The following is a 16319-nucleotide window of genomic DNA, read 5'->3' on the forward strand; positions in this document are numbered from 1 at the left end:
CAGTTGGCAGTTTTTCGGTGGAGATTTATTAAGCCCGATCAGCACAATAATGCTCATTGTGGTTGCGGGCTTTACTTCAATGATTTCAGCAGCTTTTGGTGCGGGCGGCGGCTTAATGCTGCTAGTGATCATGGCATCCATGCTTCCTATGAGTGTGGTTATTCCTGTCCATGGGTTAGTGCAGTTAGGCTCTAATGCAAACCGCTTTTTATTCACGTTTAAGCATATTGATGGCGCTATGTTTGTGTACTTCTCTTTAGGGGGAGTCATCGGAGCATTGGTTGCCTCAACGATTGTCACATCAATACCCCTTGAATTAATGAAAATAGTGGTTGCTGCCTTTGTGCTTTATTTACTGTGGGGTGTGACGCCAAAGCTCAGAGAAACTTCAAAGTTATGGCGTGTTCTCGCAGGGCTTTGGACCACGTTTATTTCGATGTTTGTAGGGGCAAGTGGGCCATTGGTTGGCAGCTGCTTATATGTAAATAATTATAATAAGCTTAAGTTTACCGCCACATTTTCAAGCTGCATGACAGTACAACATACCTTAAAAGCGATTTTATATGGGGCTGTGGGGTTTGCATTTTGGCAGTGGTTGCCGCTGGTTATGCTCATGATATTGAGCGGTGCTTTAGGTACTTGGCTTGGCCTTAAGTTATTGCACCGCATTTCGTCAGATAAATTTAAAAAGATTTTTCGTTTAGTGTTAACGGTGCTTTCCCTGCAACTTGCGTGGCAGGGAATTATGTCTTTTAGTATTTAAACAAACCAAGCTTAGCAACGATGCCGCGTTCTAATTCGTTGAGTTGGCCGATGGTGTTATCGAGGTGTTGAGCTTCTTGCGATAGGCTCTTAGCGCCTTGGTTAATAAGCTGCATGGTATTTAAGATATCAGCGGTCACACTGGTTTGCTCTTCAGAGCTTGCCGCTACGCTTTCGTTCATTTGATTAATGGTATTGATTTGTTTAGCAATATCTTTAAACACCGCTTGGCTTTTTTGATTCGCTTGGCTCACTTTATCGCTGAGTGACTTACTTTGCTCCGTTGCGGTTACACAATCAGAGGTATTGTTGTGTAGCGATACAATAATTGATTCAATCTCAGACGTTGAATCATAGGTTTTACTAGCAAGCGCTCTTACTTCATCGGCCACCACAGCAAAGCCACGACCTGATTCCCCCGCACGAGCCGCTTCAATAGCAGCATTTAGAGCCAGTAAATTGGTTTGCTCGGCAATACTTTTTATAACATCGAGCACTTGGCTGATTTCGTTACTGCTGGCGTTTAATTGTTTAACTACGTTTGATGTATGGTCGAGCTGTGCAGCTAATTCGTCAACCATATTGCCATTGGCATTCATATTTTGTTCGCCCTGTTGGCATAAGCGATGAACGTCGGTGGTTTGCTGCGCAGTTTGATTAGCCCCTTGCGCAATCTCTTTGGTTGCTTCACTTAACTGACTAAGCGCATTGGTTGCTGAATCTGTGCGATTATATTCAAGCTCGGCTTCGTTTTTAGAGCGCACAGATGCTTCGTTTACTGTGCTGGCTATCATTTCAAGCTCACTGGCTGTGCTGCCTAGCTCTGTAATTATTTCTTGCACTTGCGCTATAAATCGATTGAAACCATCAACCAAATAGCCTATTTCATCATTAGATTGATAGCTAATACGTTTTGTAAGGTCGCCTTCACCTTTGACAATTTCATCAACAAGGCTATTTACGCTATCAATTGGTTTTATCACTAACAGTCGCACGATATAAATAATCACCGCACCCAAGGCGATAAAAGAGACCAGCAAGGTAATAAACATGGTGCGTGTCGACTCAGCAATGGTGCTATGCAGTGCTTGTTGTGAGTAACCAATTTTTATGTGACCAATTAAATTATCTAAATAGTGCAAATCAATAGTTTTGCTAACCGATGCGTTATTGCTATGTTTTGTAATAGCGGCCAGAGGCTTATTGCGATGATCTGTCACTGAAATGCTATGTACATGTTTGTTTTGCGAAAAGGCTTTAATAATCTGATTGATTAACGGTTCATCATAAGAGAATACCGGCTCGGCTAAAATAACCTGCATTTGCTCATTAAGGGCTGTGATGTCGTCTTGCCATTGCTGTGTTTGACTCGACTTTGCCAGCAGGTAGTTTGCACTGATCACGAAGATCACGCTCAGTAAAAGGCACAAAGACAGTGCCAAGGTCATTTTATATTTTAATGATTTCATTGTGCGCTCATTGAAATGGGTTAAACCACAAAGGGCTATTTTTATTAGGTGTGTTCGACGATAACGTTGGGTTATCTAGCTCAATTACGCGACGCGAGCTTAAATTGGCTTTTGATAAAACCGTTTGTACTTGGCTGTCTGCCAAAAACATGGCGTTAAATGTGCCATCAGCAATCATCTCGTTTAGGGCATCATTTAGCTGTCTATGTAGCGTGAGGTTGTTTTTGTTGACGAAAAAGTAAAGTGGTGCGGTGTACTTAATGACCAAGTGCGGCTCAACAGTGAGGTTAAGCTCTGAGTGATTGGCAATTTCATCCCAAGGTTCATTCACACCGCGTGGGAAGTAATCAAAGCGCTCGCCTTCAAGCATTGGGAACAAATTAGGGTATTTTAATGTAGTGACAACAGGCAGTTGATTTGCTTTTAATATTTTCGTGTCTGGCCAGGTTTTACCTTGCCCAGCGGTAAAACGTTTTAAATCTTGTAAGCTAGTTGCTGAGCTAAACAGTTCGCGATTTTGTGCTTTCACAATCGCGACTCGCATGCCAAGTAAGCCACGAAACAAGGGAATATAAACGGCTTGATATTCTTGTTCTAACTGAGTTGATGTCATGCTCCACATCACATCCAGCTGGTTGTTTTTTACATCGTTTAAGATACGTGCATTAGAGATATCTTTATTGGTTTCATAAGGGTGAATATACTCTAAGCCAGCACGTTCGATGGCGCTGATCAGTAATTTGTGGGGAAGGGAGGTATCGCCACTGTAGCTTTGAACTTTTACCGGTGCGGCAAAACAAGCCGACGTAAAAGCAAAGCAAAAAAGTAAAGCAAAATAACGCATAAAGCACCTTTGTTATTATTATGTAAACAATAAACTAAAGTGCTTTACGCGCTTTCTCAATCTTATTTCTTATGCATACGTATTCAATTGCTTAGTAGGCTGTCGATTGACTTATCACCATTAAACAATTCAAACACTTGTGGTTTTTTTGGTGTATGTTCAGCAAGGTATAGCAGGGTATCTGCCACATCTTCACGGTTGATCACCGCATCTTGGCGGGTTGCAGGGCGCGTGGTGGTTAATAATCCCGTTGCTGCATCATTTAATAGCGTGCCAGGTCTGACAATGCTGTAATTTAATTCGCTATTGATTAAATGTTGGTCAGCCATGTGCTTTGCAACTAAATACGGTTTGATACTGCTTTCAATGTTGTCTGGGGCATCAGCACCGATTGAGCTCACCATTATAAAGTGCTTAACCTTGGCATCTACCGCATAATTAATCGCTTTAACAGCGGCCCATAAATCAATCAGTAAGGTTTTATCTGCACCCGTTGCGCCGCCAGAACCCGCGCTAAAAATCACTTGTTCAACACCCTCGAAAGCACGACTAAAATCGTTTTCGAGGTCTTGCTCTACAATCGTTAAATTATTACTTTCAAGCGCAGTTAGTTTGCTTTTGTCTCTAACCAGAGCCACTACGTCATGGCCACTTGCCAGCATTTTTTCGGTGGTCATTTTACCTATTTGGCCCGTTGCGCCAATGATTAAGGTCTTCATATCAAACTCCTTCTAATTGCTGTGTAACTAAAGACCTTGGGGTGTGGATTTATTTTTAAAGGGGTACAAGCAAACTTTGAATAAAAAAGTATTATTTGGCATAGTATTAAATTAGGTACAAACTCAATTAAAAGGACTTAAAGTGAAAATATTTATTAAACTTTTAGGGTTGGTAACATTGGTATTTTGCAATGCAGTATCTGCTAATCAATGGCTATCACCTTATCCAAATAGTGAGGTTGAAAAGTCGGTTAAACTCAGTGGCGAACAGACACAATTAATGAGTCAGTTTGATGGCAGTAAAAAGTCATCAGAGAGATTTAGTTACAAAGACTTTATTGGCGATGTAAACCACACATTGTACGAAATAAACAATGTTGCCACTCTCAAAGTATTTGAAAACTATAAACACGCTTTACTCACCGATGGATTTAATATTGTTTACTCTTGTGAGCTAGACGCTTGCGGTGACAGCAGTGATTTTGCAGAGGAAGTCGGTTACTTTCAGCTCTATAATTATCATCGTAAGCCATATTATCTTCTTGCCACTAAAGGTGAAAAGCCTGAGTTTGCTGTGTCGTTATTTGTTGGCCAGTACAACAGTAAAACGCGTGTTATGAGTAGCTCAATTGCGATTAAAGAGCTTGAAACAGGTCTGATAAAAGCCAATACAGCTGCTTTTGCAAAACAGCAAACAAACCCCGTTACCAAAGCACCTAAAGACGATATTAGAGGCTCAAGCGATCACCCATTACTTAGCCGTTATCCTGGTAGTTTTATTGAAGCCTATGAGCAAATTGATTACGAAGAATTTTCACTACCAACAGGAATATTCAACCGTAAAAACAAAGCGCTACCTGTTGAAGATGTGACAGGCGATATCATTCGTATTACTTATGAAATTAGAAAAGTATCAACCCTTAAGGTTTTTCATAACTATGTGTCTGCCTTAACAAAAGAAGGCTTTGAAACGGTATTTAGTTGCGAACGTCAAGCATGTGGTGACGACCGCAAGGCAATACAAGCACTTGGTGATCACTTGTCGGTAAAACAAGTTTATAACTATTATCGTCAGCCGCGCTATCAGTTAATGAAAAACACCATAGAAAATCAAACAACCTTTGTCGCATTTTTTGTGGGTAATTACCAAGGCACTACGCGAGTGCAGCTTGTTATAATTCGAACAGAGCCTTTACAAGGAGATTTAGTTAAAATCAATCCGGACCAGGTGTTAAAGCAGCTAGAGCAAAAAGGTAAAGCAGCCATTTATGGCATTTACTTTGACCATGATAAATCAGACATTAAACCTGAGTCAGCAGAGTCATTAAAAGTGATTGCGGATGTTTTAAATAAAAATAACAGCTTAAACTTGTACGTTGTTGGTCATACAGATGACAAAGGGAGCCCAGAATATAATTTAGGGTTGTCATGTAAACGAGCAAAAGCGGTTGTTAAAGCGCTCGTGAGTCAATACGGCATTAAAGAGTCGCGTTTAATTGGTTATGGCGTAGGCCCTTATGCGCCAGCTGCCAATAATAAAAATGATTTGGGTCGTCAGCTAAACCGGCGCGTAGAGCTTGTTGAGCGATTAGGTAATTAATCAAAAGGGGCTGTTTAGCCCCTTTAAATTTTATTACGAATTAGGTCGCGAACAATAAAGCGGGCGGGGTGAATAGCCTGACTCACGCGTTCGCTAAATGGTCTTGGCTCATTGTTTAAGCAAGCAATTAAATGCTCAGCACACAAGGGGGCACTGCACAGGCCTCTTGCGCCAAAGCCAGTGAGCACATGCAAGCCTTGCTGAGGTTTCGTTAACGTTTGGTACTGATAACGCTTACCTACTCTTAAATTAGCAAACGCGCTTACATAATCACTTTGTTCAGCCCATTCACCTGCCATAGGTAAATGGTCGATGAAGGTGCACCTTACAGCAGCTTTCGCGGCTGTTATCTCACCTAAGGTCGTTGCAAACTCGCAGTTGGGGTAAAAGTTTAATAGTTGTTCGCGATTGGTGTGGTTGTCTTGCTCTTTAACTTCACGGCTTTTTGAGTTTTTTTCAAAAGTTGCGCCCATGCAATGATGGCCCTGATATTCAGGAGTAAAATACCCTTTGTGGCAAAGCACGGTCTTTAGGCGTTTTGACTGCTCGCTTGCTTGCACATGTGAAACTTGGCCGCGCACACCAACAACAGGTAAAGCTTGAGTTTGGCTAAACTGATCGCTGTGTTCACCTGCACAATTAATCACATCGCTAAATGGTCCGAATGTTTGCTCTTTGCTGTGTAATAACCAGCCGTCAGCGGTTTTTTCGAGCTTTTCAATATGGCAATTAAAGTGACTGTCCATTTTATTATTGGTAGTGGCACTTAACGAATTTGCCGCATTAAATAGTGCAGTAACTAGGGCTGGTGGATTTACCCAGCCACCTTTTGCAAAGAATACACCTGAGTAGCCCGTTTCTACACCGGCAATTTCGTCGCCTTCTTCGGCGCTTACATTACGCATTAATTCTGCTGGCCAAAGTTCTTTTTCAGCAAGGTTTTGATGTTTATCAGCTAGGCCTTGTTTAACCGCATGTTGTAATACACCACACCACTGGTGGGGGTAGTCAAAACCATCATCAAGTAATTGTTGGTAAAGACGCATCGCATATAAAAAGCTATGGGCAAACATTTCACTGTGTGGTGAGTTTTTTGCTTGTAAATGCGGATAAACAGCCCCTTGTACATTGTGAGAAGCGCCCATGGCAAGCGCTTCATCTTGGCAAAAAAGCGTAGCTTTTAGGCCTCTTTTTGCCAGTGAATACAGTACACTGCTACTGGCAATACCACCGCCAATAACAGCCACATTACTCAGTTCACTTTGCTGATGAGTAAAATACGCAGGCCCTGACTGTTGCTCATTAGGCTCAGTGAGCTCGCCAATCAGCATTTCGCGCTTTTTACCATAGCCTTTTGCTTTACTCATGCTAAAGCCGGCTTCGATGAGTCCTCTTCTGACAAAGCCTGCGGCAGTGAAAGTGGCGAGTGTAGCATTTGCTCTTGAGATAGCACGCATCTTGTTGAACAAACTCTGTTGCCACATATCTGGGTTTTTACTTGGTGCAAAGCCGTCTAAATACCACGCATCAACAACTCCTTCGCTTGGGTAGCTCATGGCGTCAATGCTGTCTTGCACGTCACCAAAGTAAAGGTCGAGTATTAGTTTGCCACCTGCAAATTCAAGGCGATGACAGCCAGCCAAATTAATTGGGTATTGAGCAATTAGTTGCTCACTATACTTGCTTAAACTAGGCCAGGCTTTGAGAGCTTGAGCAAGGTCATCACGCTTAATTGGAAACTTTTCAAAAGAGATAAAGTGCAAGCGGGTAACACTCTTTTTACCACTATGGTCGGGTTGATTTTGAACTTCTTGCTCTGCAAGCTGCCTATCAAGGTGAGCAGCAAAGTGCTGCCAGGTATTTAAAAAGTTAAGCCCCGTACCAAAGCCTGTTTCAGCAATCGCAAAGTGGTTACGGTCATGATTTTGTAATCGTTGAGGGATATGGTTTTGTTGATAAAACACATAATGTGATTCGGCTAAGCCATCGTCATTAGAGAAATAAACATCGTCAAACTGATCGGCGACAGGGGTACCAAGGTGATTAAAATGAATATGTGCGTTTTTGATCATGGTTTAACTAATTAACTACAAACTTTTTTCATTATTTTACGTGTTTTCTTTGAAATAGTCTGGCGTTATTTATAAGCTAGACATTCAGAGTACATGTGTACGCTAGAAAGCTGACCACTTCGAAAGTAATTTCAGCGTAAAATAGAACACAATTTAGTATAGAGCTAAGGTAATTACCCATGAGAAGAGCCGTTATTACGGGCATCGGTGTTGTTTCAAGCATCGGTAACAACAAAGAAGAAGTATTAGAATCATTAAAACAAGGCCGTAGTGGTATCGCGTTCAACCAAGAGTTTGCTGACTACAACCTACGTAGTAACGTATCTGGCAAAATCGATATTGATGTTAAAGAGTTTGTTGATCGTAAAGCAATGCGCTTTATGGGCGATGCTGCTGCATACGCTTATATCTCAATGTCACAAGCGATTGCAGATGCTGGCCTTAGTGAAGATCAAGTTTCAAACGAGCGCACTGGTTTATTAGTTGGTTCAGGTGGTGGTTCATCTAAATGGCAAGTTGAAGCGGCTGACATTTTACGTGAAAAAGGCGTAAAACGTGTTGGTCCTTACATGGTACCACGTACTATGGCGAGTACGACTTCGGCGTGTCTTGCAACACCATTTAAAATTAAAGGTGTTAACTACTCACTAAGCTCTGCATGTGCGACATCTGCACACTGTATCGGCCACGCGGTTGAGCAAATTCAATTAGGTAAGCAAGACGTTATTTTTGCAGGTGGTGGTGAAGAGCTTCACTGGACGCTAGCAATGGAATTCGATGCAATGGGTGCATTGTCTACTAAGTACAATGAAACACCAGAGAAAGCATCACGTACATACGATGCAAACCGTGACGGTTTCGTTATCTCTGGTGGTGGCGGTATCGTTGTTGTTGAAGAGCTTGAGCATGCACTTGCTCGTGGCGCGCACATTTATGCAGAAATCACTGGTTACGGTGCAACGTCTGACGGCTACGACATGGTAGCTCCATCAGGTGAAGGCGCTGTACGTTGTATGAAGCAAGCAATGCAAGATCTTGAAGGCGGCATTGATTACTTAAATACTCACGGTACTTCAACACCTGTTGGTGATGTGAAAGAGCTTGGCGCTATCCAAGAAGTATTTGGTGGTAACTCGCCAATGATCAGTGCAACCAAAGCGATGACAGGTCATGCTTTAGGTGCAGCAGGCGTTCATGAAGCAATCTTCTCGCTATTAATGCTTGAGCATAACTTTGTTGCTCCATCTATCAACATTGATGAACTAGATGAGCAAGCTGAAGGTCTAAATATTGTAACTGAGCGTAAAGACGTTGAACTAAATACAGTTATGTCTAACAGCTTCGGTTTCGGTGGCACTAACGCCACATTAGTAATGAGCAAATATAAAGGTTAAACCTCTCCAGTATTTGCTTAAAGCCGAGCAATAGCTCGGCTTTTTCATTTGTTATAAATAACCCCAAAATCGTCTTAGTTGTTACCTATCCGAATACTGATAAATTCGCTACAATAGCGCCACTTTCTGCCTCTCGGACACACAAATGAAAATTCTTGCAGATCAAAATATGCCATTGGTTGAGCAGTACTTTGCCGATTTTGGTGATGTTGAGCGATTTGATGGCCGTAATCTTCAACCCGAGCAGCTAGTCGGGGTCGATATTTTGTTAACCCGCTCTGTTACCAATGTAGATAAAGCCTTACTCACTCAAGCAGATAAATTAAAATTTGTGGGCACAGCAACCATAGGTGTTGATCACATTGATACTGAGTTACTTGCTGAGCGAAATATCGCATTTAGCAGCGCACCAGGTTGTAATGCCGTGGCGGTTGCTGAATATGTTATTAGTTGCTTGTATGCCTTGAGCCAAGAAAATGCCAGTTCATTACAAGGTAAAACCATCGGCATAGTGGGTGTTGGCAGCATCGGTAGCTGCTTACGTGATAAGCTAAGCCTGCTAGGTATGAATGTACTGTTATGTGACCCTCCGAAGCATGAAGCCGGTGAACTTACAGAGCATATTGAGTTAGACACATTACTAGCTCAAGCTGATATTGTGACCTTTCACGTGCCATTAGTTAAGCAGGGGCCACATAAAACCTTGCACATGCTCGATGAAAAACGCCTAAAAGCGCTTAAGCCAGGTATGACGATTATTAATGCAAGCCGTGGTGATGTGATTGATAACCAAGCATTGCTAGCATTGTTTGAGCAAGGCGAAAAATTAGATTGTGTGCTTGATGTTTGGGAAAACGAACCCAATATACTGACACCTCTGCTTGATTATGTACGTTATGCCAGCGTGCATATTGCAGGGCATACACTTGAAGGCAAAGCCCGCGGTACACAAATGCTGTATCAGAAAGTATGTGAGCTTGAAGGCATCGCAGCGCTTAAGTCTCTGGACGATTTTTTGCCAGAGCCAATTAGCCATTCTGTTACGCTAGGCGAAACCTTTAACCTAGATGATATAGGTCGCTTAGTGCACTTAATTTATGATGTGCGTCGTGACGATGGCATTTTACGAAGTAAATTAGCAAGCGAAGGCTTTGATAGTTTACGTAAGAATTACCCGCCAAGACGCGAGTTTAGTACTTTGTCTGTGGCTGCCAACAGTGCATGTGAAGGCGCATTAGCTGCACTGGGATTTAGAATTAACGAATAAAGCCATTTGCTTTATTCAAAAGAGGAAAACACATGTCGCAAAAATTTAATGTAGCCGTATTAGGTGCCACAGGTTTAGTGGGTCGTCAGATTATCGAAACTTTAGAAGATCGTAAGTTTCCGGTAGACCAATTATTTTTACTCGCAAGCAGCCGTAGTGCTGGTGAAGAAATTCAATTTCGCGGTGAGAGCATTGAAGTTATCGATGTCGAAGAGTTTGATTTTAGCCAAGCTCACATTGGTTTATTTTCAGCAGGCGGCAGTGTTTCTGAAAAATACGCACCGATTGCGGCGGACGCAGGCTGTTTGGTAATTGATAATACCTCACACTTTCGTAATGACTACGATGTGCCACTCATTATTCCTGAAGTGAATGCATCAAGCTTAGCGGATTTCAGAAACCGCAACATCATCGCAAACCCTAACTGCTCAACGATTCAAATGCTGGTGGCATTAAAGCCAATTTATGATGCTTATGGCATTGACCGCGTTAACGTATCAACTTATCAAGCTGTATCGGGTGCGGGTAAAGAAGCCGTTGATGAACTAGCTAAGCAAACAGCAAACTTAATGAATGCGCGTCCGATGGATAATGCCGTTTTCCCTAAACAAATTGCTTTTAATGTGATCCCACAAATCGATAGCTTTGAAGATAACGGTTATACCCGCGAAGAAATGAAAATGGTCAACGAAACACAAAAAATCTTAGGTGATAATAGTGTCGTGGTTAACCCTACCTGTGTTCGTGTTCCCGTGTTCTTTGGTCACAGTGAAGCGATTAATATTGAAACGCGTATGCCAGTAGATATCGAACATGTGAAGCAGCTATTAAACGATGCACCTGGTGTAGAGTTTATTGAAGACTTAGCCGATTACCCAACAGCAGTATCAGACGCAAGTGGTAACGATACTGTATACGTGGGTCGTTTACGTGCTGATATTTCGCACCCGCATGGTTTAAACATGTGGGTTGTTAGCGATAATACGCGCAAAGGTGCGGCAACAAATAGTGTGCAGATTGCTGAGGAGCTTATCGCAAATTATTTATAAATCTGATGATTTAGGCTGAGCTAAATTTAAGAAAAGCGGCAATTTGCCGCTTTTTTTGTGAATTCATTGCCAAATTATTGCCGCATACGCTGTAAAAGCGTATAAACTTAACGATAACAATAAAAAAGCCTCTCAGCCGCTATTATTTAAGCTATTTACTATCAAGGTGTTGCAATAGATATTGCAAGGCAACTAAGTTATAGTTTGCAGCTGGAATAGAGCTTGCAAGAAAACATAATTAAGAATCAATTCTGCAAGAATTACTTGATGTTTAAGCAACCAAGGTTGCTGCGTTAACATTTAAAACATAAAGGATCAGCATGCGCGGTTTAGCAACACTCTTCATATTAGCGTCTGCATTGGTGGTAACACCGACATACTCTGATGAAGGCACCACACTTAAAGGCCCTAAAGGTGTCGATTACGGTGCGCAGGGGCGCTCTATTGGTCCAATTAAACCGACCGATACATTATGGCGTATTGCCGCTAAAATTCGCCCTGACAACTCTGTAAGTATTTATCAGGTCATGCAAGCTCTGTATGACAAAAACCCATCGTCATTTTTAGACCAAAACCTAAATCATATGCGTGATGGCGCATACCTAAAAATTCCAACCATTGCAGAAATGCGTGCGGTCAACCCGACATTAGCAAAAGCGCGTTCTGAACAAGATGATGAGCTGTGGGAAAAAAAGAAAAACGGCACGCTGACTACAGCTGAAATTAATGAATCGCAAAAGAAAGTAACTCAAGCTCGTAAAGTTGATGTAGACGAAGCAAAACAAGAACTTAAGCAAGAAATCAACACCATTAAAACAGAACAAGGCACGCAGCTAGTAGAGTTACAAAAGCAGTTTAAATCGTCGGTTGAAAATGTTGAAGAAATTTTAGCTGAGAACAATAAACTCAAAAATCAACTGAGCGGTATTTCTAAAGAGCTTGAAACCGTTCGTGAGCAACTTGGCCAAGACAGTGAAATCCAAAAGCAACTGAAAGAGTTGATCACTAAACAAAATGAAATCATAGAGCAGCAAAAAGCAAAAAAGATTGAAGAGGACAGTGGGTTTAGTTTTTCGGATTTACTGAGCAACCCATTTGTTCTCGGTGCATTAATGTTTATTCCTGCATTACTGATCATTGCAGCTGTTGTGATGTTTTTGAAAAAACGTAATAGCGCCAGTGATGATACAGATGCCAGCGATGACGATGAATTTTTACCACAAAGCCCAAGTTATAATGCTGATGATGATTTAGAACCGATTGTAGAAACTGATCCGCTAGTTCCTGATCCGGTCGAAGACAATGATGACTTGAGTGTGCGTTTAGATGACGACTTAGACCAAGACATGCTACCAGATGATGACATCATTTTTGACGACAGCATTGATGATGGTTTTGATGAAGATGACAGTGTTTTAAATCAAGATGAGCTAGAAGGTTTATTAAGTGATGACATCGAGTTTAATGATGAGTCTTCAAATAGTGCTGACGATGATGATTTAGATGCATTTTTACAGCAAGATTTCGATCAAACCGATGACGACAGTTTAGGTGATGAAATTGACCTAGATAGCGAACAGTCTCCAGCAGATTCATCGGGTGATATTTTAAGTGCTGATGACATTGATGACCTATTTGATACTGATGAAGATGACTCGTTAGATAACGCCAATGATGAAATGGCAGCGCTTAGTGAAGAGCTTGCAGAAGATGACGCTGAAGATGATTTTGACATTGATAGCTTAATTGATGAGCAAAACAACACGGATTCTAATCAAGACATAAACCTAGACGATATTGATGACTTACTCGATGAAAATAATGATGCCTCAACAACTAACGTTGAAGCTGAGCTCATTGATGAAGATGATTTCGATATCGACAGTTTAATTGATGAAGCGCAAACAGACGAGCCAGCAGCCGAAGCTAATGATTCATTAGAAAGCGATGATCTTGATGATGCGCTGGATGTTGATGACATTGACTCGCTGTTAGATGAAGCTCAAGAAGAAGCGCCAGCCGAAGAACCAAGCGCGGATGAGCTCATCGATGAAGATGATTTCGATATCGACAGCTTAATCGATGATGCACAAACAGAAGAGCCAGCCGCTGAAGCTAACGATGCATTAGAAAACGATGATCTTGATGATGCGCTAGATGTTGATGACATTGACTCATCATTAGATGAAGTTCAAGAAGAAGCGCCGACCGAAGAACCAAGCGCAGACGATTTAATCGACGAAGACGAGCTTGATGATGCCCTCGATGTTGATGACATTGATTCATTGCTAGATGAGGCACAAGCTGAGCCTGAAGCGGAGCCTGTTGAGGAGCAGCCTGAAGAGCTTGCAGAAGAACCTAGCGCAGACGATTTAATCGACGAAGACGAGCTTGATGATGCCCTCGATGTCGATGACATTGATTCATTATTAGATGAAGCTCAGACAGAGTCAGAGCCTGAAGCGGAGCTTGTTGAGGAGCAGCATGAAGAGCTTGCAGAAGAACCTAGTGCAGACGATTTAATCGACGAAAATGAGCTTGATGATGATTTAGATGTTGATGACATTGATTCATTATTAGATGAAGCTCAAACAGAGCAAGAGCCTGAAACGGAACTTGTTGAAGAGCAGCCTGAAGAGCTTGCAGAAGAAACTAGTGCAGACGATTTAATCGACGAAGACGACCTTGATGATGCCCTAGATGTTGATGACATTGATTCATTACTAGATGAAGCTCAGACAGAGTCAGAGCCTGAAGCAGAGCTTGTTGAGGAGCAGCCTGAAGAGCTTGCAGAAGAACCTAGTGCAGACGATTTAATCGACGAAAATGAGCTTGATGATGATTTAGATGTTGATGACATTGATTCATTATTAGATGAAGCTCAAACAGAGCAAGAGCCTGAAGCGGAACTTGTTGAAGAGCAGCCAGAAGCGCTTGTAGAAGAACCAAGCACAGACGATTTAATCGACGAAGACGAACTTGATGATGCCCTAGATGTCGATGACATTGATTCATTATTAGATGAAGCACAAACAGAGCAAGAGCCAGAAGCGGAGCTTGTAGAGGAGCAGCCTGAAGAGCTTGTAGAAGAGCCAAGCGCAGACGATTTAATCGACGAAGATGAGCTTGATGTTGATGATATTGATTCATCACTAGATGAAGCTCAAACAGAGTCAGAGCCTGAAACGGAACTTGTTGATGAGCAGCCTGAAGAGCTTGTAGAAGAGCCTGAATCTGAAGAGCTGGTTGAAGAGTCAATTGAAGAACCTAGTGTAGACGACTTAATCGACGAAGATGAGCTTGATGATGATTTAGATGTTGATGACATCGACTCATTATTGGATGAAGCGCAGGAAGTGCCAGAACAAGAACCAGTTGAAGAGCTTACCGAAGATCCTATTACGGATGATTTAAGCGATGAATTTGATACTGATGAAATCGACTCACTACTTGATGAGGTTGATGTAGAGTCAGAAGAACCTGAGTTAACAGATGAAAGTAGCTCAGATATTGATGACAATGCTGAGCAAGACGATGAACTCGATGTAGCAGATATTGACTCATTACTTGATGAAGACACTAGTGATGAGCAGGACTCTGACGTTGATGATGAGCTTGAAGAGCTTATTCAGCAAACAAATGAGCTGAAGCAAGACACTGAAGCCCAGATCTCAGATTTAAGTCATGAACAGAGTGACAGTGCAGAGCATGATGAGAATCTACAAGAGTCGCTAGAAGATTTAGCCGATGCTGATCAAGCGGTTGATGACATGAATGTTGAATCGATTGCATCAGAGTTGGTTGATGATACGGATGATAGTGACGAAGTTGATATCGATGAGGCGCTTAATCAAGAGTTTAATGAAGATAGCGATGAGCTATTAGATGAAGATGATAGCCTTGATGAGTTTGATGATCCGTCACTGAAAAGTGTCGATGAGTTATTAAATGAAATTGGTGAAGAAGATGACTATGTCGAAGCACCAGACTGGTCAATAGATGAACCAGAGCAAGACATAGAAGAAGTTGAAATTGATTTAGGCGATGATCCGCTAGCAGATGAAGACCTAACTGATGAATTTGATTTAACCGCCGACGAAGAGCCATTACAGCAAGATACGGTGACTCCTAGCCAAGAGCTGGAAGAGTATCCAGAGCTTGAGCTAGATGAAGCCGGTTTTGAATTAGATGAATCTGATGAAGACACTTCTGGTGAGTTAGATGAAGATGCACCATTACAGTTAAGTCAGGCAGAGCAAGACCTTGCTAATTCATTAGCAACGGGTAATGAGCTTGATCAGCTAGACGATGATTTTGATGATGAGATCTTGCTTGATAATGAATTTACAGAAGATGATATTCTTGATCCTGAGGTCGACTTATCGGATCAATCACAAAGTGAAGGCACAACAGAGTTAACGAGCGAAGCGCCAATTGACGATGAGGTGGCTGATAGCCAAGACGAATTAGAAGAGTTCCCTGAATTCGAATTGGACGATATTGAACTTGATGATGCCGTAGAAGCTGAGCAAACATTAGCTGATATCGAGTCTAATTTAGCTGACGAGGCTGATTTAAGTGAGCTGTCAGACGATGAAATCGATGATGATTTTATGGCTGACCTTACTCAAACAGACTTTGATGCGCTGTTAAATGAATTAGCAGAGCCAGATGAAGCTGATATTGCTGATGCAAGTGAGTTCGATGTTGATTTTAATGCACTATTAAATGAAGACTTACAGGATGAAAGCGAACAGCCAGTTGAACCTGATGTACAGGCATTAGATGCCGAGGAGCAACAAACTACTTCAACGGATGAGTTTGTAGATATCGATTCATTACTTGAACAAAGTGACGATGAAGCACTCGACCATGAACCTTATGATGAGGTTGATATGGATGTAGGACTGAGTGATTTTAATGACTTACTAGCGGGTGATAACCCAACTGATGTTGATGCCGAAAGTGGTGGTTACTCAGCAAAACTGGACTTAGCTCGGGCATATATCGAAATAGACGACTTTGACTCAGCGTTGCAAGCCATTGAAGATGTTATTGCCAATGGCCCAGAGGAAGTGCAAGAAGAAGCACAATCACTTAAGGCTAAAATTAATGAGTAATAAGTAAAACTGACAATAAAAAA

The 16319-nt window shown here is 41.8% G+C and carries 10 protein-coding genes; 6 read left to right on the plus strand and 4 right to left on the minus strand.

Annotated elements, in window-relative coordinates; all coding sequences use genetic code 11:
• Positions 1-49: 49 nt before the first annotated feature.
• On the plus strand, positions 50-763 hold the full coding sequence (locus tag MTF66_RS14170) for a sulfite exporter TauE/SafE family protein (RefSeq protein WP_374237346.1): 714 nt from the start codon (positions 50-52) through the stop codon (positions 761-763).
• Here the strand turns inward: MTF66_RS14170 and MTF66_RS14175 are convergent.
• The 3 genes from MTF66_RS14175 to MTF66_RS14185 form a co-directional block, all read right to left on the minus strand.
• Complete coding sequence (locus tag MTF66_RS14175) at positions 753-2231, minus strand: methyl-accepting chemotaxis protein (RefSeq protein WP_248527534.1); 1479 nt, start codon at positions 2229-2231, stop codon at positions 753-755. The genes MTF66_RS14170 and MTF66_RS14175 overlap by 11 nt on opposite strands.
• Before the next feature lie 7 nt (positions 2232-2238).
• Complete coding sequence (locus MTF66_RS14180) at positions 2239-3075, minus strand: ABC transporter substrate-binding protein (RefSeq protein ID WP_248527535.1); 837 nt, start codon at positions 3073-3075, stop codon at positions 2239-2241.
• Positions 3076-3158: 83 nt separating this feature from the next.
• Entirely contained in the window at positions 3159-3794 is a 636-nt protein-coding gene (locus MTF66_RS14185; RefSeq protein WP_248527536.1) for an SDR family oxidoreductase, read from the minus strand.
• Between the two features lie 142 nt (positions 3795-3936).
• Between MTF66_RS14185 and MTF66_RS14190 the strand changes: the two genes are divergently transcribed.
• A complete protein-coding gene (locus MTF66_RS14190; protein ID WP_248527537.1) occupies positions 3937-5394 on the plus strand; it encodes an OmpA family protein in 1458 nt (485 codons plus the stop codon).
• Positions 5395-5417: 23 nt separating this feature from the next.
• Here the strand turns inward: MTF66_RS14190 and mnmC are convergent, their stop codons facing one another.
• Entirely contained in the window at positions 5418-7466 is a 2049-nt protein-coding gene (mnmC, locus tag MTF66_RS14195; RefSeq protein ID WP_248527538.1) for a bifunctional tRNA (5-methylaminomethyl-2-thiouridine)(34)-methyltransferase MnmD/FAD-dependent 5-carboxymethylaminomethyl-2-thiouridine(34) oxidoreductase MnmC, read from the minus strand.
• A gap of 179 nt (positions 7467-7645) precedes the next feature.
• On the opposite strand from mnmC, the gene fabB reads away from it, so the two are divergent.
• The 4 genes from fabB (at position 7646) to MTF66_RS14215 (ending at position 16296) form a co-directional block, all read left to right on the plus strand.
• Positions 7646-8860, plus strand: coding sequence for a beta-ketoacyl-ACP synthase I (fabB, locus tag MTF66_RS14200; protein ID WP_054561838.1), 1215 nt, complete (start codon positions 7646-7648; stop codon positions 8858-8860).
• A 145-nt stretch (positions 8861-9005) separates the two neighbouring features.
• Positions 9006-10127, plus strand: coding sequence for a 4-phosphoerythronate dehydrogenase (locus tag MTF66_RS14205; protein WP_248527539.1), 1122 nt, complete (start codon positions 9006-9008; stop codon positions 10125-10127).
• A gap of 32 nt (positions 10128-10159) precedes the next feature.
• A complete protein-coding gene (locus MTF66_RS14210) occupies positions 10160-11176 on the plus strand; it encodes an aspartate-semialdehyde dehydrogenase (RefSeq protein WP_248527540.1) in 1017 nt (338 codons plus the stop codon).
• A gap of 320 nt (positions 11177-11496) precedes the next feature.
• Positions 11497-16296, plus strand: a complete 4800-nt coding sequence (locus MTF66_RS14215) for a FimV/HubP family polar landmark protein (protein WP_248527541.1) — start codon at positions 11497-11499, stop codon at positions 16294-16296.
• Positions 16297-16319: the final 23 nt, after the last annotated feature.

The sequence above is a fragment of the Pseudoalteromonas sp. 2CM39R genome (genome assembly GCF_023161845.1).

Coding starts and splice junctions, on each gene's coding strand:
- MTF66_RS14170 (WP_374237346.1), top strand. CDS start 50: ATGCTCATTGTGGTTGCGGGCTTTACTTCAATGATTTCAGCAGCTTTT.
- MTF66_RS14175 (WP_248527534.1), bottom strand. CDS start 2,231: ATGAAATCATTAAAATATAAAATGACCTTGGCACTGTCTTTGTGCCTT.
- MTF66_RS14180 (WP_248527535.1), bottom strand. CDS start 3,075: ATGCGTTATTTTGCTTTACTTTTTTGCTTTGCTTTTACGTCGGCTTGT.
- MTF66_RS14185 (WP_248527536.1), bottom strand. CDS start 3,794: ATGAAGACCTTAATCATTGGCGCAACGGGCCAAATAGGTAAAATGACC.
- mnmC (WP_248527538.1), bottom strand. CDS start 7,466: ATGATCAAAAACGCACATATTCATTTTAATCACCTTGGTACCCCTGTC.
- fabB (WP_054561838.1), top strand. CDS start 7,646: ATGAGAAGAGCCGTTATTACGGGCATCGGTGTTGTTTCAAGCATCGGT.
- MTF66_RS14205 (WP_248527539.1), top strand. CDS start 9,006: ATGAAAATTCTTGCAGATCAAAATATGCCATTGGTTGAGCAGTACTTT.
- MTF66_RS14210 (WP_248527540.1), top strand. CDS start 10,160: ATGTCGCAAAAATTTAATGTAGCCGTATTAGGTGCCACAGGTTTAGTG.
- MTF66_RS14215 (WP_248527541.1), top strand. CDS start 11,497: ATGCGCGGTTTAGCAACACTCTTCATATTAGCGTCTGCATTGGTGGTA.